Source organism: Shimia sp. Alg240-R146 (assembly GCF_947331465.1).
Classification (GTDB): domain Bacteria; phylum Pseudomonadota; class Alphaproteobacteria; order Rhodobacterales; family Rhodobacteraceae; genus Shimia.
Window position 1 is genome coordinate 1,835,476 of sequence record NZ_CAMZOK010000001.1, and the last position, 19,254, is coordinate 1,854,729.

The 19,254-nt window shown below is 58.4% G+C and carries 17 protein-coding genes; 13 read left to right on the plus strand and 4 right to left on the minus strand.

Annotation, left to right across the window (positions count from 1 at the left end; genetic code table 11):
- Nucleotides 1-9 precede the first annotated feature (9 nt).
- Complete coding sequence (locus tag PG871_RS08860; protein WP_270728472.1) at nt 10-624, minus strand: ImuA family protein; 615 nt, start codon at nt 622-624, stop codon at nt 10-12.
- A gap of 110 nt (nt 625-734) precedes the next feature.
- On the opposite strand from PG871_RS08860, the gene speB reads away from it, so the two are divergent.
- The 3 genes from speB to PG871_RS08875 all read left to right on the plus strand — a co-directional run bounded on the left by speB (nt 735) and on the right by PG871_RS08875 (nt 3,308).
- The gene (gene speB / locus PG871_RS08865; protein ID WP_270728474.1) at nt 735-1,694 is read left to right on the plus strand and encodes an agmatinase; all 960 of its coding nucleotides are present in this window, start codon (nt 735-737) and stop codon (nt 1,692-1,694) included.
- A gap of 63 nt (nt 1,695-1,757) precedes the next feature.
- Nucleotides 1,758-2,801 (plus strand): aldo/keto reductase, encoded by a 1,044-nt coding sequence (locus tag PG871_RS08870; RefSeq protein WP_270728477.1) that lies wholly within the window; start codon nt 1,758-1,760, stop codon nt 2,799-2,801.
- Between the two features lie 15 nt (nt 2,802-2,816).
- Nucleotides 2,817-3,308 carry a hypothetical protein gene (locus PG871_RS08875; protein ID WP_270728479.1) on the plus strand — a complete coding sequence of 164 codons (492 nt, stop codon included), beginning with the start codon at nt 2,817-2,819 and terminating at the stop codon, nt 3,306-3,308.
- A 58-nt stretch (nt 3,309-3,366) separates the two neighbouring features.
- Here the strand turns inward: PG871_RS08875 and PG871_RS08880 are convergent, their stop codons facing one another.
- The 3 genes from PG871_RS08880 to PG871_RS08890 are packed head-to-tail and all read right to left on the minus strand — an operon-like array spanning nt 3,367 to nt 6,190.
- Nucleotides 3,367-3,930 carry a TadE/TadG family type IV pilus assembly protein gene (locus PG871_RS08880; protein ID WP_270728481.1) on the minus strand — a complete coding sequence of 188 codons (564 nt, stop codon included), beginning with the start codon at nt 3,928-3,930 and terminating at the stop codon, nt 3,367-3,369.
- Complete coding sequence (locus PG871_RS08885; RefSeq protein ID WP_270728484.1) at nt 3,930-4,454, minus strand: TadE/TadG family type IV pilus assembly protein; 525 nt, start codon at nt 4,452-4,454, stop codon at nt 3,930-3,932. Before PG871_RS08885 ends, PG871_RS08880 begins: the two co-directional genes overlap by 1 nt.
- Nucleotides 4,455-4,462: 8 nt before the next feature.
- A complete protein-coding gene (locus PG871_RS08890) occupies nt 4,463-6,190 on the minus strand; it encodes a TadE/TadG family type IV pilus assembly protein (protein WP_270728485.1) in 1,728 nt (575 codons plus the stop codon).
- A gap of 401 nt (nt 6,191-6,591) precedes the next feature.
- Here PG871_RS08890 and PG871_RS08895 point away from each other — a divergent pair, with 401 nt between their 5' ends.
- From PG871_RS08895 to rpoD, 10 genes are all read left to right on the plus strand, one after another.
- A complete protein-coding gene (locus PG871_RS08895; protein ID WP_270728488.1) occupies nt 6,592-8,022 on the plus strand; it encodes a Glu/Leu/Phe/Val family dehydrogenase in 1,431 nt (476 codons plus the stop codon).
- Nucleotides 8,023-8,025: 3 nt separating this feature from the next.
- Complete coding sequence (locus PG871_RS08900; protein WP_270728491.1) at nt 8,026-8,619, plus strand: DUF6151 family protein; 594 nt, start codon at nt 8,026-8,028, stop codon at nt 8,617-8,619.
- 78 nt (nt 8,620-8,697) lie between these two features.
- The gene (locus tag PG871_RS08905) at nt 8,698-9,297 is read left to right on the plus strand and encodes a hypothetical protein (RefSeq protein WP_270728494.1); all 600 of its coding nucleotides are present in this window, start codon (nt 8,698-8,700) and stop codon (nt 9,295-9,297) included.
- A gap of 144 nt (nt 9,298-9,441) precedes the next feature.
- Nucleotides 9,442-10,698: a sarcosine oxidase subunit beta family protein gene (locus PG871_RS08910; protein ID WP_270728496.1), complete on the plus strand. Its 1,257-nt coding sequence runs from the start codon at nt 9,442-9,444 to the stop codon at nt 10,696-10,698.
- Nucleotides 10,699-10,709: 11 nt separating this feature from the next.
- On the plus strand, nt 10,710-10,982 hold the full coding sequence (locus tag PG871_RS08915) for a sarcosine oxidase subunit delta (protein ID WP_270728499.1): 273 nt from the start codon (nt 10,710-10,712) through the stop codon (nt 10,980-10,982).
- The gene (locus PG871_RS08920) at nt 10,979-13,909 is read left to right on the plus strand and encodes a sarcosine oxidase subunit alpha family protein (RefSeq protein ID WP_270728501.1); all 2,931 of its coding nucleotides are present in this window, start codon (nt 10,979-10,981) and stop codon (nt 13,907-13,909) included. The genes PG871_RS08915 and PG871_RS08920 overlap by 4 nt, the downstream gene beginning before the upstream one ends.
- Nucleotides 13,902-14,453 (plus strand): sarcosine oxidase subunit gamma, encoded by a 552-nt coding sequence (locus tag PG871_RS08925; protein WP_270728506.1) that lies wholly within the window; start codon nt 13,902-13,904, stop codon nt 14,451-14,453. The genes PG871_RS08920 and PG871_RS08925 overlap by 8 nt, the downstream gene beginning before the upstream one ends.
- Before the next feature lie 34 nt (nt 14,454-14,487).
- Nucleotides 14,488-14,835: a hypothetical protein gene (locus tag PG871_RS08930; protein ID WP_270728509.1), complete on the plus strand. Its 348-nt coding sequence runs from the start codon at nt 14,488-14,490 to the stop codon at nt 14,833-14,835.
- A gap of 88 nt (nt 14,836-14,923) precedes the next feature.
- Nucleotides 14,924-16,891 (plus strand): DNA primase, encoded by a 1,968-nt coding sequence (gene dnaG / locus PG871_RS08935; protein WP_270728512.1) that lies wholly within the window; start codon nt 14,924-14,926, stop codon nt 16,889-16,891.
- A gap of 115 nt (nt 16,892-17,006) precedes the next feature.
- Entirely contained in the window at nt 17,007-18,995 is a 1,989-nt protein-coding gene (rpoD, locus tag PG871_RS08940) for an RNA polymerase sigma factor RpoD (protein WP_270728514.1), read from the plus strand.
- Nucleotides 18,996-19,254: the final 259 nt, after the last annotated feature.

Below are 19,254 nucleotides of genomic sequence, written 5' to 3' on the forward strand. Positions count from 1 at the left end.
AAGGCGACCTTATGCAGTCTCGTGCAGAGTTTCCGGTGTCAGCCGTGGCGCATCGGGCAATCCTGTGACCTGCCAGCTGGCAGGGGCGGCGGTGCGGGCGCGCAGGCGGGTGAGGCGCCATGCGTCACCGCTCTGGCTGTGGGCGGGGGCCATGTGCCAGCGGCTTTCGATGCCTTGCGCGCCACCTTCGGCGGGGGTCAGGATCAGGCCGAGCGGTTTTTGCCCGGTTTCCGCCGCGCCGGTTTCGGCGGCCAGATGCAGGCGGCGCACAGGCGTCAGGCCGGGCGGGCCGGGTAGGTCGGCCACCACCAAAGGCACGATGCCCGCGCGCAGGATTTCCTCCATGCACCACAAAAGTTCGTCGGGGCGGCGGGGGGCGATAAAGGTGACGCGTCCGGGATGAATAAAGCGCAGCATGCCGTCAGGATTGAGTGGTGCTGTGCCCCAATCGGGTGCGATCCAAAAAACCGGCCCTTGGGTGTGCCGCGCCAGCCAAAGCGCGAAGGTATGGCGCGCATTGCCGCAGGCCTCGTGCAGGCGCGTGAGGGTCAGCGACACCTCGGGCGCGGGGGCAAGCGCGGGGCGGGGGCGTTCGGAGCGGCGGGAGAGCAGGTGAGTCGACATGAGATACGCTAGCATGTTCCCTATTTGTTCTCAATATGCAGCATCGGGTTTCATGGCTTTACCGAGGCGCGGTTTTCCGCCACGTTTGATCGAAACTCGGGGAGATCAAAATGAGCACACATGGCTATGAGGGCGGGCGGTTGGATCTGCCGTTTGTCGGGATTTCGACCTTTGCCAAAAAGCCCTATGTGCAGGATTGGAGTTTGATCGAGGCAGATGTGGCCGTGTTGGGCGCGCCGTTTGATTTTGGTACGCAATGGCGTAGTGGGGCGCGGTTTGGGCCGCGTGGGGTGCGCGAGGCCAGCACGTTGTTCAGCTTTGGCCATGCGGGTGCCTATGATCACGAGGATGACGCGACCTATTTGCCGGGATCGGTGCGGATCGTGGATATGGGCGACGCCGACATCGTGCACACCGACACGGTGAAAAGCCACGCCAATATCGAGGCAGGCGTGCGCGCGGCTTTGACGGCAGGCGCGATGCCGGTGACGATTGGCGGCGATCATTCGATCAACATTCCGGCGATCAATGCCTTTGACGGGCAGGGGGATATTCACATCCTGCAGATCGACGCGCATCTGGATTTTGTCGACGAGCGCCACGGCGTGCGGTTTGGGCATGGCAACCCGATGCGGCGCGCGGCTGAGAAGGGCTATGTCACCGGATTGACGCAGGTGGGCATTCGCAATGTGAGTTCGACCGCCAAGGAGGGGTATGCCGATGCGCGCAGTATGGGCAGTGACATCCTAAGTGTGCGCCAAGCGCGCAAGCTGGGGCCGGAGGCGGTGATTGAGCGCATTCCCGAGGGCGCGCGGGTGTACGTCACGATTGATATCGACGCGTTTTGCCCGTCGATTGCGCCGGGCACCGGCACGCCGAGCCACGGCGGGTTCCTGTATTACGACGTGCTGGAGATGTTGCAGGCTTTGGCCAAACGCAACGATGTTGTCGGGATTGATCTGGTCGAAGTGGCGCCGGATTACGACCAGTCGGGATCGACCTCGATTTTGGCGGCACAGGTCTTGTTGAACTTTCTGGGGTTCATTTTTCATGCGCGGGGCTTTCGGTGAGGGCTTTGGCTTGCGCCTGTGGCCGCAGTGCGTAAAGTCGCGCGCGACAACAGGAGCGCATCAATGAAAACCATTCCTCTCGGGCAAAGCGGCATCATGGTGCCGGAATTCTGCCTTGGCAGCATGACTTTTGGCACCCAGACCAGTGAGGCCGACGCGCACACCCAGATCGATATGAGCATCGCGGCGGGAGTGAATTTCGTCGACGTGGCCGAGATGTATCCGGTAAACCCAATCAGCGCCGAAACCCAGGGGCGCTCGGAAGAGATCATCGGCAGCTGGATCGCCAAGAGCCGGCGCGAGGATCTGATCGTGGCGACCAAACATTCCGGTGCCGGGCTCAAGCATATTCGCGATGGCGCGCCGATCACGGCAGCCAGTGTGCCGGAGGTGATCGAAGGCTCTTTGCGGCGGCTGCAGACCGATGTGATTGACCTCTATCAGCTGCATTGGCCCAATCGGGGCAGCTATATGTTCCGCCAAAACTGGACCTACGATCCGTCGAGGCAAAACAAGGCTGATACGCTGGCCAATATGGCTGAGGTTTTGGAGGCGCTTCAACGTGAGGTCGAGAAAGGCACCATTCGCGCCTTTGGCCTGTCCAACGAAAGCGCTTGGGGCACGAGCCAATGGCTGCGCCTTGCGGATGAGGTGGGGGGACCACGGGTTGCGTCCATTCAGAACGAATATTCCCTGCTGTGCCGGATGTTTGACACCGATCTGGCCGAGATGAGCGTGAACGAGGATGTGACCTTGCTGGCGTTTTCGCCGCTGGCGACTGGATTGCTGACTGGTAAGTATCAGAACGGAGCAAAGCCGGATGGCTCGCGGATTTTGGCGGGCAATGGCGATCTGGGCGGACGCGTGTCGCCACGTGTGTTTGGCGCGGTGGATGCCTACTTGCATATCGCGCGGAAGCACGGGCTTGACCCGGTGCATATGGCGATGGCCTTTACCGTGCAGCGCCCGTTTGGCTGTAGCTCTATTTTCGGGGCCACGACGGTGGCGCAGTTGGAGCACATCCTTGCGGGGCGTGATCTGCGCCTGAGCGATGAGGTGCTTGGCGAAATCAACGATGCGCATCGCGCGCATCCGATGCCTTATTGAATTGGAACAGACGATATGACGGACGAGTTAAAACCCGGTGAGGTTCTGGCGATTGTTGCGGCAAGCGGGCCGCGGCGCTGGATGGGGGTGGGCGCAATGGGAGCGCTTGGGGCGATATTGATCTATTTCGCCTTCACCACTGCGCCGGCGTTTGGCTGGCAACTGTTTTTGATTGTGATCGGAGCAGGCGCGCTCGTGCTGGCGGATGCCACGCGGCGGGCAACTGAGAATGTGATCCAGCTGACGCCTGAAGGGCTGCAATTGTCCACCGGTGAGGTGATCGCGACGCTGGATCAGATCGAATTGGTGCGGCGCGGGATGTTTGACATGAAGCCGTCTAATGGCTTTGCCCTAAAGTTGAAAAAGCCCCGGACGCGCAGATGGCAGCCGGGACTGTGGTGGGCCATTGGTCGTCGGGTTGGCATAGGCGGCGTGACGCCGGGGTCGCATTCCAAGACAATGGCGCAGATGCTTGAGGCTTTGTTGGTGCAAAACGCGGCCAAATAAAACGAAACGGGGCGCGAAATTCGCGCCCCGATTGCTGTGTATCTTTTTGTTGAGCGCCTTAGGCGCCGTCCCAGACCAGTTGTGGCGCAAAGCGGGGACGGGTGAAGACAAACGTGTCCATTGGCACATCACCGGTTCCGATGTTCGCCGCCGGTTCATACGTTCCGAAGGTTTCCACCAGGATCAGACGCTCGCCAGAAACCAGAATAGGCAAGTTGTCCGCCAAGAGCAGCAGATCATCGTTGGTCAAGTGATTGGGCAGCATACCCGTCATGTAAGACCAATCCAGAAAGTACTCGTTTGAGGTTGCATTAAACGCGATCACCGACACACGAAGTTCGCCACCGTCTTCCAAAGTGGACATGGTGTTGTACAGCTCTTTGACGCTGCTCATGTAGTTCTCGTCAATCGCAGCGGTCTCGCGGGACAGGATGTCTGAGATGGTAAACGCCGCCTTTTCCGTTGTGGATTTGGCGCGGTACATATCAAAGAAGATCGCCATCGACATGAACGCCCAGAATAGGACAGGCATCATGATGACCGCCTCGATCGCAACAGTGCCCCGCGTGTCGTCGCGGAAGGCTTTGGTCGCGGAGTGGATTTTGCGCAACAGTGTCTGCATCACTTCGGCTCCTGAACAAATGCGCTGGTAACGACGAGTGCATAGTCGCCGGCAGCATCGGTTTCAAAATGTGAACCAAGTCCGGTTGTCGGGAACAGCGGCTCCAGTTTTGCGCAGGCGCGCAGCACCATCAGCTCGTTTTCGACACCAGGTGTGAACGTGGTCACCGGCTGGGTTTCTTCGGAGCTGTCGGTACAAACCGTATTTTGCGGAATGCCGGTCCAGTTGCGCGGGTCCAAGGTGACCATCTCAAGCTTCAGATTGTTTTCGCAATCCGGCAGGATCGTCGCCGTGTCACAGACGCGGGTCACGATCTCGTCGTGATCCGGTGTGTAGCCCGTGGTTAGACGGATATCGCGCACCACGATGTCCAACGCCCGTTCCAGCATCGAATAACGCAATGTCATTACACCCAGCTCAACCGCTGACAGCATTGTGACCAAAAGCAGGGGCACCATGATCGCGAATTCGGTCGTTACGTGACCTTCTTCACGTCCGCGGAAACGGCGGAATAGAGATGTCATGCGCGTGATCATTGTGTCAACCTCAGTTGGCGGATGGATGTGGCGATGGCCGCAAACGCATCGTTGATTTCCAAACCGTCCACATCGAAGTAGTGGCTGTCAGAGCTTGCACAGTCCTTGAGCACAACTTCGGCAGCTGTTGGTGCTTCGAAGCCAATTGCAAAAACAATAGACCCTGCATCTTTGGCCGCGTCGCAGATCTGTTTGGTACGGGTGTCTTTGCCACCGTAGTTTACGTCACCGATGGCGTCATAGTACCACTCGTCCCATGCATCCGAACTGCCAACCAGAGGTTTGTAGATGTACTCTGCGATGTAGCCTGCGGATGTGTAGGCCCAAAGATCAGGGTAGGTCACAACTTCGGCGTGGCCAGGTTCGTTGATAGTCACGGTCTGTTCGATCATGCGATAGTTGGTGCAGCGATAGCCTTTGCGACGGGACCATTTCCAAGACAGACATTCGTCTGTTTCGGTATACTCGGTATGGTCATAAGAGCCTTCACCATAGGCATGGTCGACATAAAGCTCTTCGGAGGGCCAATAGTACATAGGCTCTTGCGTGATGTCGTCGTCATCTTTGTCTTCGTCATCCAGGCCAAGGTAAATTGAGTAGAAATCTTCCTGCTCATTGTACCAAACCGGGCTGTCACCTTCGCGGTAGCCGTTTTCGATGTAGTGCTGGTACGTGTTTTGACCATCCGACATTACGACAATGACTTTGAGCGATTCATTGGTACCGTAGTCGTACGGACGATCCGCGAACACTTTTTGAACCATACCATTGTCGGTTTCTTCGTCCTGGTCGACCAGCAGTTCAACAACTGGGCGGAAGTCGGGATCAACCAGAGCCGCGCCCCACTTCATACCCACATCAATCGACGTGTTGCCTGCTGCGGACATGTTGTCGATGTAGGTTTTCAGAGCGTCGGTGTCGTTCTGCAAGATCGCAACTTCGCGGCTGCTGCCAGTGTTACAGTCGATATAGCCGTCGTCGACTTTGGTCTTTGGGTTGTTGTCGCGGTTGTCGTAAGTCGAGCTCGACCAGCTGAAGTGCATCGTACGATCGTAAGAAGAGGTCGGCGAGATTCCTGCTTCGTCGTAATCGTTGGAGCTAAAGTTCAGGCAGTTCGCGAATGCGTTTTCGCCACTTACGTTCATGTGGTCGAACACACCGTCAGGCAGGGACACCTGCGCCGCGTAGGGCACAATCGAGATCGAAAGCGTGTCGTCTTCGGTGTTGTCATCCATTGTCGTGACAAACTGCTTGGCTGCTGTCTTGAGGTTCGTCAGGCGGCTGTTGCTGCCCATTGAACCCGAAACATCGAGCACCATGGAGATTTCCACGTTGCCGATCCGCTCTTCGGCGGTGCTGGCCGCATACACGTCCAGTTGATCCACACCCACCATTTTCATGAACTGGGTCTGATGCGGCTGGGCTGCTGTTGCAGCAACTGTGCGATAGGTCAGGTTGTCAGAGGAGGGGTCCACGTCAGGCGCATAGCCGGACATGCCGGATTTCTCGAAGTAGTCTGCGACAACCTCAGTTGCGTCTCGGGTCTGTTCGAGGTCCGCTGCTGCAAGAACGGCGCGGTCCAGCGTATGCTGAAGGCGCGTGCGCTTCATTTCGGAGTGCATGACATCGACGCCGATACCACCGACCATCAAAATCAATAGGAATAGGAAAATGCCGAACCCAACGATCACACCATCTTCGTCACGGGCAAATGCCCGGGACATGTTCTGGACTCGTGCCAGAACAGGGGGGGATGCGTTCGGGGGCCGGGGGGCCTCGAACTGTTTCATCTTAACGTACCTCGCCTCGACGCTAGTTAAAAATCGCCCCACTAAAGGGCAGAATGCGTCCCCACCTTTATTGGGGTTGAATACGGCGGAATTGGGGCGCAATAAAGCGTAATGTATGACTGAATCGTAGATTTTTTCGTGTATTGTCAATGGCTTGGAGACAATGCTGTGCTTTTGAGCCATTCTGTTTCCAAAGCTCATACATCGACGGCATTCCTATCTTGGAATCAGAATATTAAGATCGCTCTCGTATCTGGGTACAAAATGGTCCTAGTGTGACTTTAGGTCAGGCTGCGGCGGTGAGTCGCAGGCTGTGAATGTGCGGGGAGTGAATTATGAGCGCAATCAAAGAGCCCAGTTTTCGTGAAAGTGTCGATCTGATGTTCAATCGCGCGGTGGCGCTGATGGACCTGCCGCCCGGACTTGAGGAGAAGATCCGGGTCTGCAATGCGACCTATACGGTGCGTTTTGGCGTGCGCCTGCGCGGCGAGATCAAAACCTTTACCGGATACCGGTCTGTGCATTCTGAGCATATGGAGCCCGTAAAGGGCGGCATTCGGTTTGCGACCTCGGTCAATCAGGACGAAGTCGAAGCGTTGGCGGCGTTGATGACCTACAAATGCGCCCTCGTAGAAGCGCCGTTTGGCGGCTCTAAGGGGGGGCTTTGCATTGATCCGCGTGAATATGACGAGCACGAGCTGGAGCGCGTGACGCGCCGGTTTGCCTATGAGTTGGCGAAACGCGATCTGATCCATCCGTCCCAAAACGTGCCGGCGCCCGATATGGGCACGGGCGAGCGTGAGATGGCGTGGATTGCGGACCAATATGCGCGGATGAACACCACGGATATCAACGCGCGGGCCTGTGTTACGGGCAAGCCTTTGAACGCTGGCGGCATCTCGGGGCGGGTCGAAGCCACGGGGCGCGGTGTGCAATATGCGCTGCGCGAGTTTTTCCGCGATCCGCGGGATTCCGAGAAAGCCGGTCTAAGTGGCGGGCTTGATGGCAAGCGGGTCATTGTGCAGGGGCTGGGCAACGTGGGCTATCACGCTGCGAAGTTCCTGAGTGATGAGGATGGCGCGATCATCGTTGGCATCATCGAGCGTGACGGGGCCTTGGTGAACCCGTCGGGGTTGGATGTAGATGCTGTGCAGCAATGGCTGGCAAAACACGGTGGCATCGCGGATTATCCGGATGCGACGCATCACGCCGAAGGCGGGGCCATTCTGGAGGAAGAGTGCGATATTCTGATCCCGGCTGCGCTTGAGGGCGTCATCAACATCTCCAACGCGGCGCGTGTCAAAGCGCCGTTGATCATTGAGGCCGCCAATGGGCCCGTGACCGCCGGGGCCGACGAGATCCTGCGCAAGAAAGGCACCGTGATCATCCCTGACATGTATGCCAACGCCGGTGGTGTGACCGTTTCTTACTTTGAGTGGGTCAAAAACCTCAGCCATATCCGCTTTGGCCGGATGCAGCGCCGTCAGGAAGAGGCGCGCCACCAGTTGGTCGTGGACGAGCTTGAAAAGATCAGCGAAGCCATGGGGCCGCAGTACAGCCTGACCGACCGTTTCAAGCAGAAATATCTGCGCGGCGCGGATGAATTGGAGCTTGTACGTTCTGGTCTCGACGACACGATGCGCATTGCCTATCAATCGATGCGGGACGTCTGGCATGACAGGGCGGATGTCGAGGATTTGCGCACGGCAGCCTATCTGGTGTCGATTGACAAGGTTGCGGCGAGCTACAGAGCGAAGGGGCTTTGAAACATGGCCAAGACAGATATTGCGATTGCTTGCCGGTGCGGTGAGTTCGGCGCAGTTCTGAAAGATGCGAGCCCGAAAACGGGCTCGCATGTGCAATGTTATTGCAAAGATTGTCAGGCGGGCGCGCATGCTCTCGGCGCCGCAGACACTTTGATGCCGCGCGGCGGCACGGACATTTTCCAGACCACGCAGGCAGGTATTGAAATCACTAAGGGGGCGGAGCATCTGGCTGCGTACCGACTGTCGCCACGCGGGTTGATCCGATGGTATGCCGCCTGTTGTGACACGCCGGTGTTCAACACGCTTGGCAGCACAAAGCTCTCCTTTGTCGGGCTGTTCGTAAACACAATGCAAGGCGACGCGGTGGACAAAGCCGTGGGCAAAGTGATCGCGGTGAATTCGGCCGAAGGCGCCGAACCCGGGCCGGCGATCAAGAACTATGGGTTCAACAAGGCCGGTTTCAACGTTCTGGCCCGCCACTTCGCGGCCGTTTTGCGTGGAGACGCCAAAAAGGGCCCGTTTTTTGACTCCGAAGGCGCGCCGGTGGTCACGCCGCGTGTCCTGAGCAAAGAAGAGCGTAAAGCAGCGACGCCCTGACTGGGCGAACCGGCGATTTTGATCCTTTTTTAAGGTGGGCGCGATATTTGCAGTGAGGCATCCAGAAGGATTCTTACTGTGAACAAGCTTGTCGTAGTCTCTTTTGTCACTGTTGCCAGCCTTGCCGCGTTTGTATCGGGGGCTGTTGCACAGTCCAGAACCGCGACCTCGTCAGGCCAGGCGGTCAAGATCGAAGTCGCATTGCTTGCGACGCGGGTTTTGGCGCGCGCACCTGCGACAAGTTGGAAACTGAGCGACGGTGGTAGTTTGTCGTTTGGATCTGATGCGTGGGGCACGCTTGGCTACGCAGCTGATTTTTCACAAGACTTGGGGCTTTCCGAACAGGTGAGCCTGAGCAACGAGATGGAGCTTGGTGGCAGCCTGTCGAAAAACATGTCGCTTCGTTTTGATATGTCTGAGGACTGGGGGCTGTCTTTCTCGGCCCACAGCCAAAAAACGGACGCAACCTCGGAGGCTGAGGCAAGCCAACAGGGCGGCGCGGTTCCGGTTGTGCTGAGCCTGAGCTATGAACCCAAACCGGGCACACAGTTCACGATCTTTGCCGGAGCCGAGCTTGAGAATGCGCCGAAGGCTGACCATGGTGTCAGATCAAGCTCAGGCGCGCGCCAAATTACGGCAGTTCCCTTGGCGGGCGTTGGCCTGTCATTCTCATTCTAAGCGAGCGATTGCAAATCTGTCCTTTGCGACGCAGTCTGTCGCAGAGGGGCCATTCTTTGTCGAAAAACCGCAGAAGTGCGGGAGGGTATGGTCCTAGCTTTTTAACAGCAGGTCCTTAGCCCTGCGAGAAGCAAAGGATAGCAGATGCGGTTTTCCGGCCTAAAGGTGCTGGCGGAGGGGTTGAGCGGCAACAAGGGATGGACCGCGCATTGGCGCGATGCCCAACCCAAGCCGGAATACGATATGGTGATCATTGGCGGCGGCGGGCATGGCCTGTCGACGGCCTACTACCTTGCCAAAAACCACGGCATGACCGACATCGCGGTGCTGGAAAAAGGCTATCTTGGCGGCGGCAATGTCGGGCGCAATACCACGATCGTACGCGCGAACTACTTTCTTCAGGGCAATTCCGAGTTCTATTCCCATTCGCTGAAGCTGTGGGAAGGGCTGGAAGAAGACCTGAACTATAACGTCATGCATTCCCAGCGCGGCTTGATCAATCTGTTTCACAGCGACGGGCAGCGCGACGCCTTTGCGCGGCGTGGAAATATGATGATCAACCAAGGCGATGATGCGGTGTTGCTGGATCGCGAAGGCGTGCGCAAACATTTGCCGTATCTTGATTTCGACCAAACACGGTTTCCGATCTATGGCGGGCTTTACCATCCGCGCGGCGGCACGGCACGCCATGATGCGGTGGCTTGGGGCTATGCCCGCGGCGCGTCCGATCGCGGAGTGGATCTGGTGCAGAACTGCGAAGTCACTGGCATTGATATCGAGGGGGGCGTTGTAAAAGGCGTGCAGACCTCCCGTGGGCCAATTCGGGCCAAGAAAGTCGGGATTATCACAGCTGGGCGTTCGGGCCTTGTGGCGGCTATGGCGGGGCGGCGATTGCCCATTGAGAGCCACGTGTTGCAGGCCTTTGTGACCGAAGGGCTGAAGCCGGTGATCGACCATGTGATCAGCTTTGGCATGGGGCATTTTTATATCAGCCAGTCCGACAAGGGCGGTTTGGTCTTCGGCGGGGATCTGGATTTCTATGCCTCTTATGCGCAGCGCGGCAACCTGCCGATGAAGGAACACGTCATGGAGGCGGGCATGACGCTGATGCCAATGATTGGCAAAGCCAAAGTGCTGCGCAGTTGGGGCGGGAGCATGGATATGACACCGGATGGCAGCCCGATCATCGACAAGATGGAAGGCATTGAGGGTCTGTTTATCGATTGCGGCTGGAATTACGGGGGCTTTAAGGCCGTGCCTGCGTCTGGTTGGAGCATGGCGCATTTGATGGCGACCGATCAGCACCACGATGTGGCCGCGAAATTCCGTCTTGATCGCTTTCGCACTGGCGTTGGCATCATGGACGAAGAGGGCACCGGCTCTCAACACAACTTGCACTAGGGGGACGCGCAATGAGATTGACCTGTCCAAATTGCGGAGAGCGCGACCGGCGCGAGTTTTACTATGTCGGGGATGCGGTGGCTTTGCAGCGCCCTGATGCGGATGCGAGCGACGTTGTCTGGGACGACTATGTGCACAATCGTGACAATCCGGCGGGCGTGACGCGGGACCTTTGGTATCACGAAGGCGGCTGTGGCGCGTGGATTGTTGTCACGCGCAACACCGTGACGCACGAGGTTTTGGGATGCGAATTGGCCTCCAAAGTGAAGGAGGCAAGCGCATGAGGATCGCAGACAAGGGCTTGGTGGATCGCACCCAGCGGGTGACGTTTACCTTTGATGGCCAACCGGTGCATGGCTATGCGGGGGATACCGTGGCGTCGGCTTTGTTGGCGAGTGATGTGAAATTGGTGGCGCGGTCGTTTAAGTATCACCGACCGCGTGGTGTGATGGGGGCAGGTTCGGAAGAGGCCAATGCGTTGATCACGGTGGGCAGTGGCGCGCAACAGGACCCGAATATCCGCGCCACACAGCAGGAGATTTTCGCAGGCCTTGAAACGCGCAGCCAGAACCGCTGGCCCACGCTGGATGTCGATCTGTTGGCGGCGAATGATTTTGCGGCGCCGTTTCTGGGGGCCGGGTTTTACTACAAGACGTTCATGTGGCCCAAGGCGTTCTGGGAGAAAATTTATGAGCCTGTCATCCGGCGCGCGGCCGGTTTGGGCGCGCTGAGCAGACAGCACAATCCCGACAGCTATGAAAAGGCTTTTGCTTTCTGCGACCTGTTGGTGATCGGGGCAGGGCCTTCCGGCCTTATGGCGGCTTTGACAGCGGCGCGCGCGGGCGCGGAGGTGATCTTGGCCGACGAAGATAGCATTATGGGCGGGCGTCTGAACGGGGATGCGGGTGACGTTGGCGGCATGGGTGGCGCGGACTGGGCGGCGAAAGCCGTCGACGAATTGGAGGCGATGCCAAATGTGCGTCTGATGACCCGCACCACGGTCACAGGGGCCTATGATCAGGGCACATTCGGCGCGATTGAGAGGGTGAGTCATCACCTTGCCAATGCGGGCGGGCGGCCAAAGGAATGCTTTTGGCGCATTGTTGCGAAACGCTCGGTCCTTTGCGCGGGAGCGATTGAGCGCCCTATTGCCTTTGAGAACAACGACCGGCCGGGCATCATGATGGCGAGTGCGGTGCGGACCTACGTAAACCGCTATGGCGTGGCGCCGGGCAAGGCGGTGACGGTGTTCACCAACAACGACAGTGGTCATCAGACCGCGCGGGAATTGATCGCGGCAGGGGTGCATGTGGCCATGGTGATCGACAGCCGCCGCGATGCGCCTGACAGCGGCGATTATCCGATGGTCAAAGGTGCCGAGGTCTGTAACGCCGGTGGGCGCAAGGCGCTTGAGAGCGTGACCTATCGCACGATGATCGGCGAGGAGAAGGTGGCGACAGATTGTCTGGCCGTGTCAGGCGGTTGGAACCCGAGTGTGCATCTGACGTGCCACATGAACGGACGGCCTGTTTGGCGGGAGGACATTCAGAGCTTTGTGCCGACAGACGGCATGATCCCCGGCATGACCACAGCAGGGGCGTGTCAGGGCAGCTTTTCAACCCATGCAGCGTTGCGCGAAGGCGCGGCGGCTGCAGGCGCGGCGCTTGAGGCGCTGGGCATGGATGCGGGTGCGATTGAGGTGCCAGCGGCCGAAGACGCGCCGTATAACGTGACACCCTTGTGGGCGGTCGGCGGCAAGGGGCGTGCGTGGCTAGATTTTCAGAACGACGTGACCGTCAAAGATGTGAAGCAGGCCGCGAAAGAAAACTTCCGCTCGGTCGAGCATATGAAGCGCTACACCACGCAGGGCATGTCGCCAGATCAAGGCAAGAACTCCAACGTCGGCGCGCTCGCGGTGCTGGCGGACGCAACCGGACGCGGCATTCCCGAGACGGGCACCACCACGTTCCGCCCACCCTTTGTGCCGGTGAGCATTGCTGCGCTGGGCGCAGGAGCGCAGGGCGACGGGTTTGCGCCCCAGCGGTTCACCACCAGCCACAAGGCCAGCGTCGACGCAGGTGCGCCCATGATCGAGGCTGGGCTGTGGTATCGGCCGAGCTACTATCCGGCGGCTGGCGAAACCACGTGGCGGCAGAGCTGTGATCGCGAAGTGACCATGGTGCGCGAGGCGGTTGGCGTTTGTGACGTGTCCACATTGGGCAAGATCGACATTCAGGGGGCTGATGCGGCAGAGTTCCTTGATTTTGTTTATTGCAACATGTTCAGCACGCTCAAAGTTGGGCGGGTGCGTTATGGTTTGATGCTGCGCGAAGATGGCACTGTGATGGATGACGGCACCACAGCAAGGTGGGGTGAAAGCCATTTTGTGATGACCACCACCACCGCGGCGGCAGGGCCGGTGATGCGGCATCTGGAGTATGTGCATCAGTGCCTGCGGCCCGAACTGGACGTGGCGATGATTTCGACCACCGAACAATGGGCGCAATTCGCGGTGGCTGGCCCGAAGTCTCGTGAACTGTTGAATACGCTGGTGGACGAAGACATCGACAACGACAGCTTCCCGTTCATGGGCTGTGGCGAGATCACCGTGCAGGGCATCAAAGGCCGGCTGTTCCGCATCTCGTTCTCAGGCGAGCATGCCTATGAGATCGCGGTGCCTGCGCGGTATGGCGAAAGCCTGTATCGCATGATGGTTGCCAAGGCTGCGACTATGGGCGGCGGGGCGTACGGGATGGAAGCGCTCAATGTGTTGCGCATCGAGAAGGGCTTTATCACCCACGCGGAAATTCACGGGCGGACGACGGCGTTTGATGTGGGCATGGGACGCATGGTCAGCGCCAAAAAAGACTGTGTCGGCAAGACTATGAGCGAGCGGCCCGGATTGCACGGCGATGAGCGAGAACAACTGGTGGGGTTGAAACCGGTTGGACCGGTCAAACAACTCACAGCTGGCGCGCATCTTTTTGACGTGGGTGCAGAACCAACGCGTGAAAACGAGCTTGGCTATACGACCTCGGTCGGGTTCTCGCCCACGATGCAGAGCTTTCTTGGGTTTGGCTTCCTGCGCAACGGGCGAGCACGGCATGGCGATGAGGTGATGATGGTGGACCATCTGCGCGGCGTGACGACCCGATGTGAAGTTTGCGATCCTGTATTCTTTGATCCTGAAGGAGGGCGCGTACGTGGCTGATTTGATTGCGGAGACGCCCTGTGCGGGACTGTTGCCGGTGAAGGCGGGCGGTGTAACGCTAAGCGAAGTGGATGCAGGCGCGATGACGTCGCTGGCGCCTTTCAAAGGACAAGAGAAAGCCCTGTCTGGCGCGCTAAAGGCGGCGCATGGCATGACGTTTCCGGCCGCCAACCGCGCGACCGGCAAAGGGGGCGCGCGGGCGATCTGGTTTGGCCAGGGGCAAGCGATGTTAATCGGTCCGGAATGCGACGCGGCGCTGGGCAGCTTGGCCGCGATCACCGACCAGAGCGACGCATGGGCAGTGGTGCGGCTGGATGGCGCGGGAGCTGAGGATGTGTTGGCGCGATTGGCGCCAGTGGATTTGCGGGTCGCAGCATTCAAACGCGGACATACTGCGCGCACAATGATGCAGCATCTGATGGTGTCGATCACGCGGGTTGGCGACAACGCGTTTCAGATCATGGCGTTCCGGTCGATGGCGGTGACGTTGGTTCACGAACTTGAGACTGCGATGAAAGGGGTTGCGGCGCGCGGCGCGGGCTGACATTTTTGCGCGTGCAATAGGTGAAGGACGACCCATGACTATTTCTGTTTTTCTACGCGGTACGGCGGCTTTGGCGCTGGGCGCATCTTTGGCGGGGCCGTTGATGGCCGGTGAGAAAGAGGACGCGTGCAAGCTTCAAGGTGAGATCATGGGTGCAGTGCAGCAGGCGCGGCTGGACAAGGTCAAGAAAGACGATGCGGCCGAGACCGTTATGGGGGCCAATCCGGAGTGGCCAGAAGGTTTGGCCGAGGCGATGCCGCAGGTGGTGGATTTTGTTTACAGCCAGAAAAAGCGTGACCTGAAAAAGGTTGATCTTGGCGAAACAGCCGAGGCGCAATGCCTTGAAGCCTGGGACCGTATTCAGGCCATTCAAAAGGGCTGATCGCGAGGCGGTTATCCACAAGTTTCTGATATGACGCGCGGCCGGGTTCTATGGACTTTGGCCGCGCCAGCACTTTATGATGGCGCGCATGAGCCTGCCTCCCGGATTTCTAGATGAACTGCGCAGCCGCACCAGCCTGACACAGGTGGTCGGGCGCAAAGTGATGTGGGATCAGCGCAAATCCAATCAGGGCAAAGGCGACATGTGGGCGCCGTGTCCGTTTCACCACGAAAAAACCGCGTCGTTTCACGTCGATGACCGCAAGGGGTTTTATTACTGCTTTGGCTGTCACGCCAAAGGTGATGCTATTGGATTTGTTCAGGAAACCGAGAACGTCGGGTTTATGGAAGCGATCCGTATTCTGGCGGATGAGGCCGGAATGCAGATGCCTGAGCGTGACCCGCAGGCACAACAAAAGGCTGACAAACGCACCCAGTTGGCCGAGGTCATGGAGATGGCGGTGCAGCATTATCGCCTGATGCTGAACACCGGTGCTGGCAGTGGCGCGCGCGAGTATCTTGATCGGCGAAAGCTGGCGCAGCAGACACGGGACCGGTTTGAGATCGGTTTTGCGCCGGACGGCTGGCAAGGCTTGTGGGACCATCTGACTGGCAAGGGTGTTGATCCTGAGCTGATTATGGGCGCGGGGCTTGCAAAGCCGTCGAGCAAGGGTGGCAAGCCTTATGACGTCTTTCGCAACCGGATCATGTTTCCGATCCGCGATGCGCGGGGGCGCTGTGTGGCATTTGGCGGTCGTGCGATGGACCCAAACGACAATGCGAAATACCTGAACTCGCCGGAAACAGAGCTGTTTGATAAAGGGCGCAATCTTTATCACCACGGCCCCGCGCGCGAGGCGGCGGGCAAAGGGCAGCCTTTGGTTGTGGCAGAAGGCTACATGGATGTGATTGCTTTGGCCGAAGCCGGTTTTGGCGCGTCGGTGGCACCGCTGGGCACGGCGGTGACGGACAATCAGTTGCAACTGTTGTGGCGCATTTCCGATGAGCCGATCATCGCGTTGGATGGCGACAAGGCGGGTATCCGCGCAGCGATGCGGGTGGTGGATTTGGCTTTGCCACTGCTTGAGGCAGGCAAGTCGCTGCGTTTTGCGGTGATGCCTGAGGGGCAGGATCCTGACGATCTTATTCGGGCAAAAGGTCCAAGTGCCGTGCAGAAAGTTCTGGATCAGGCAATGCCAATGGTCAGCCTGCTGTGGCAGCGTGAGATCGAAGGTAAGGTGTTTGACAGTCCAGAGCGTAAAGCGGCTTTGGACAAGACGCTCAGGGAAAAGATCAAGCTGATCAAAGACCCGTCGATCCGACAGCACTATGGCGATGCAATCAAAGACTTGCGCTGGCAACTTTTTCGCGGGCAACGCGGCAACAGCGGCGGCGGTGGGCGCACGTTCAAACGTGATGGCGGTCGCTGGAAGACCGGGCCGATTGTGCAGGCGCATACCAAAGCCTCGATGCTTGCAGGCGGACAAGGCGCAGTGGAACATCGCGTACGCGAAGCGGTGGTTCTGGCAGTGGCCTTGGTCACGCCGGAGGTTCTGGATGACTTTGATTACGCCATAGAAACGATGGATTGCCTGAGCGATGACACCGCGCGAATGCGCGACGTTCTGATGCGCAATGCCAACACGCCCGATCCAAGAGCCGCCGTTGAGGCCGCTTTGGGGCATGAGGCAGTTGAAAACCTGTTGCGCCAACCCTATGTGGCCATCACCCCTGCCGTGCGAAACCCCGGCGATATGGAGCTTGCGCGTCTGACGCTGACCGAAGAGTTGGCGAAGCTCAAGACCGAACGGGGGCTAACTGCGGAAATCGCGGATGCCGAAGAAGACCTGCAAGGCGTGGCTGATGAAGCTGTAACTTGGCGGTTGGGGCAGGCCGCGGAAGCCCGAAACAACGCGTTGCTCAGCCGTCAGGAGGACAACGCAGACTACGCCGTAGGGGATAATGGCGCCTCGATAGACAAGGATGAACGCGCAGCACTTGATGCGCTGAGAGACACGATTGATTTCACCAGAGGCGGCCGGCCGCGACGCAATTAGGCCGCACTGTTGAGAAACACGTAAGCGACTCAGTGTTATCGGGTTGCGAATCACCTCACACCAAGGTTGATTCGGTGCAAACGAATCACCTAGCCCGAACTCGTAGGAGTACTACATGGCCGCCAAGGACACCGACGACCAGAAGCCCGCCGATCAGGACGCTGAACACTCGCTCGATATGAGCCAGACTGCCGTCAAGAAGATGATCGCCGAGGCCCGGGAGAAGGGCTACATCACTTACGATCAGCTGAACCAGGTTCTGCCGCCCGATCAAGTGAGTTCCGAGCAAATCGAAGACGTGATGTCGATGCTGTCCGAAATGGGCATCAACATCATCGAAGACGAGGAAGCCGAAGACGAAGAAGCCAAGTCCACCGCCGTTGTTGACACGTCCAATGCCAACCGTGGCGTTGCGCTGTCGTCGGGTGGTTCTGAGAAGCTGGACCGTACAGACGATCCTGTGCGGATGTACTTGCGCGAGATGGGGTCGGTTGAGCTGTTGAGCCGCGAGGGCGAGATCGCCATTGCGAAACGCATCGAGGCAGGCCGCAACACGATGATCGCCGGGCTGTGCGAAAGCCCGCTGACCTTCCAGGCGATCACGATCTGGCGGGACGAACTTTTGTCTGAAGACATTCTGCTGCGCGATGTGATCGATCTTGAGACCACGTTCGGCAACCAGATGGGCGACGACGAGGAAGAAGAAACAACACCGGTTGCGGAAGCGGCCAATGTGACGTCAGCTCCGAAAAAAGAAGAAGAGACCCAGGAACTGGACGCGGATGGCAACCCGATTGCCAAAGAAGACGACGATGATGAAGACGAGCAGGCCAATATGTCGCTTGCGGCAATGGAAGCCGCGCTGAAGCCACGTGTGCTTGAGACGCTCGACATCATCGCACGCGACTTTGCCATGCTCAGCGAAATGCAGGACGCGCGTATTTCGGCGACTTTGAACGAGGACGACAGCTTCTCGGACAAGGCCGAGGCAACCTATCAGAAGCTGCGGTCGGAAATTGTGGAGTTGGTGAACGAGCTGCACCTGCACAACAACCGTATCGAAGCGTTGATTGACCAGCTTTATGGCATTAACCGCCGCGTGATGCAGATTGACAGCGCGATGGTAAAGCTTGCGGACCAAGCCCGCATCAACCGTCGCGAATTCATTGAAGCTTACCGCGGTCGTGAACTCGACCCGACATGGCTGGACGACATGCGCCAGAAAGAAGGCCGCGGCTGGCAGATGTTCATGGAGCGCTCGGTCGAGAAGGTCGAAGAACAGCGCGCTGACATGGCTCAGGTCGGTCAGTATGTTGGTCTGGATATTCCTGAATTCCGCCGCATCGTGCAGCAGGTTCAGAAAGGCGAGAAAGAAGCCCGTCAGGCCAAGAAAGAAATGGTCGAGGCCAACCTGCGCCTCGTGATTTCGATCGCTAAGAAATACACCAACCGTGGCCTGCAGTTCCTTGACCTCATTCAAGAAGGTAACATCGGCCTGATGAAGGCTGTGGACAAGTTTGAATACCGTCGCGGGTACAAATTCTCGACCTATGCGACATGGTGGATCCGTCAGGCGATCACCCGTTCGATTGCTGACCAAGCCCGTACCATCCGTATTCCGGTGCACATGATCGAAACGATCAACAAGCTGGTGCGGACCGGACGTCAGATGTTGCACGAGATTGGCCGTGAGCCAACGCCGGAAGAACTGGCCGAAAAGCTGCAGATGCCGCTTGAGAAGGTCCGTAAGGTGATGAAGATCGCCAAGGAGCCGATCTCGCTCGAGACGCCGATTGGCGACGAGGAAGACAGCCAGTTGGGTGATTTCATCGAGGACAAGAATGCCGTGCTGCCGCTGGACAGCGCCATTCAGGAAAACCTCAAGGAAACCACAACCCGCGTGTTGGCGTCGCTTACGCCTCGCGAGGAGCGTGTGCTGCGGATGCGTTTTGGCATCGGCATGAACACCGACCACACTCTTGAAGAAGTTGGTCAGCAGTTCAGCGTGACGCGCGAACGTATCCGTCAGATCGAGGCCAAGGCACTGCGCAAGCTCAAGCACCCAAGTCGCAGTCGGAAACTGCGCAGCTTCCTCGACCAATAAGTCAGCCGAACCTTAAGTGAAGGCACGCGCAGGAAATTGCGCGTGCCTTTTTTGTTGCGCGTTGTTAGCGGCGTTTGTGCAAATTGGTGCCAGTTCAGCGTCGCAACTTGAATAATTCGCGAAGGGCGGAGCAAATCACGTAAACCTGACAGGGTGTTCATAGCGAAGTGCCGCGAAAACACCTAGGTATGGGGTATTCACAGTTTTGTGCGTGCGTCATCCAGATTGCGATCCCGCGCGTACTCCTGACATAGGAGGA

Coding starts and splice junctions, on each gene's coding strand:
- PG871_RS08915 (WP_270728499.1), top strand. CDS start 10,710: ATGAGATTGACCTGTCCAAATTGCGGAGAGCGCGACCGGCGCGAGTTT.
- PG871_RS08870 (WP_270728477.1), top strand. CDS start 1,758: ATGAAAACCATTCCTCTCGGGCAAAGCGGCATCATGGTGCCGGAATTC.
- PG871_RS08930 (WP_270728509.1), top strand. CDS start 14,488: ATGACTATTTCTGTTTTTCTACGCGGTACGGCGGCTTTGGCGCTGGGC.
- PG871_RS08910 (WP_270728496.1), top strand. CDS start 9,442: ATGCGGTTTTCCGGCCTAAAGGTGCTGGCGGAGGGGTTGAGCGGCAAC.
- PG871_RS08885 (WP_270728484.1), bottom strand. CDS start 4,454: ATGACATCTCTATTCCGCCGTTTCCGCGGACGTGAAGAAGGTCACGTA.
- PG871_RS08890 (WP_270728485.1), bottom strand. CDS start 6,190: ATGTCCCGGGCATTTGCCCGTGACGAAGATGGTGTGATCGTTGGGTTC.
- PG871_RS08875 (WP_270728479.1), top strand. CDS start 2,817: ATGACGGACGAGTTAAAACCCGGTGAGGTTCTGGCGATTGTTGCGGCA.
- PG871_RS08895 (WP_270728488.1), top strand. CDS start 6,592: ATGAGCGCAATCAAAGAGCCCAGTTTTCGTGAAAGTGTCGATCTGATG.
- PG871_RS08860 (WP_270728472.1), bottom strand. CDS start 624: ATGTCGACTCACCTGCTCTCCCGCCGCTCCGAACGCCCCCGCCCCGCG.
- speB (WP_270728474.1), top strand. CDS start 735: ATGAGCACACATGGCTATGAGGGCGGGCGGTTGGATCTGCCGTTTGTC.
- dnaG (WP_270728512.1), top strand. CDS start 14,924: ATGAGCCTGCCTCCCGGATTTCTAGATGAACTGCGCAGCCGCACCAGC.
- PG871_RS08880 (WP_270728481.1), bottom strand. CDS start 3,930: ATGCAGACACTGTTGCGCAAAATCCACTCCGCGACCAAAGCCTTCCGC.
- rpoD (WP_270728514.1), top strand. CDS start 17,007: ATGGCCGCCAAGGACACCGACGACCAGAAGCCCGCCGATCAGGACGCT.
- PG871_RS08900 (WP_270728491.1), top strand. CDS start 8,026: ATGGCCAAGACAGATATTGCGATTGCTTGCCGGTGCGGTGAGTTCGGC.
- PG871_RS08920 (WP_270728501.1), top strand. CDS start 10,979: ATGAGGATCGCAGACAAGGGCTTGGTGGATCGCACCCAGCGGGTGACG.